General features: G+C 82.2%; 1 pseudogene. It reads left to right on the forward strand.

Features of this window, described 5'->3' with window-relative positions:
* Positions 1–20: 20 nt before the first annotated feature.
* Positions 21–569: pseudogene (locus tag FA014_RS20465) on the forward strand (protoporphyrinogen oxidase); the annotation flags it as partial.

The following is a 569-nucleotide window of genomic DNA, read 5'->3' on the forward strand; positions in this document are numbered from 1 at the left end:
CGGTCCGCACCGGTGCCGCCGTGCGCACGGTGACCCGCGCCGGCGACGGGTTCGCCGTGACGCTCGACGGGCCGGGCGGGCCGGACGGCGCCGCGGAGACGCTGACCACCCCGCGCCTGGTGGTCGCCACCCCGCGGGCCGTCGACCTGCTGGCCGGCGTCGCCCCGGGGCTGACGGGGCTGACCACCGACCCGGGCGCGGACATCGTGCTCGTCACCCTCGTGCTGGACGCCCCCGCGCTCGACGCCGCGCCGCGCGGCACCGGGGTGCTCGTCGCCCGGGGCGTGGCCGGCGTGCGGGCCAAGGCGCTCACGCACGCGACGGCCAAGTGGGCGTGGCTGGCCGAGGCGGCCGGCCCGGGCCGGCACGTGGTGCGGCTGTCCTACGGCCGCGCCGGCGAGGACACCGGCGCGGCCGACGCGCTGCCGCGGGACCTGGACGCGCTCACCGAGCTCGCGCTGCGGGACGCGGCCGCGGTGCTCGGCGTGCCGCTGCGCCGCGAGCAGGTGCGCGCGGCGGCCCGGGTGCGGTGGCGCCAGGGGCTGCCCGTGCCCAGCGCCGCGCACCGG

Source organism: Cellulomonas hominis, from assembly GCF_005239125.1.
Classification (GTDB): Bacteria; Actinomycetota; Actinomycetes; order Actinomycetales; family Cellulomonadaceae; genus Cellulomonas; species Cellulomonas hominis_A.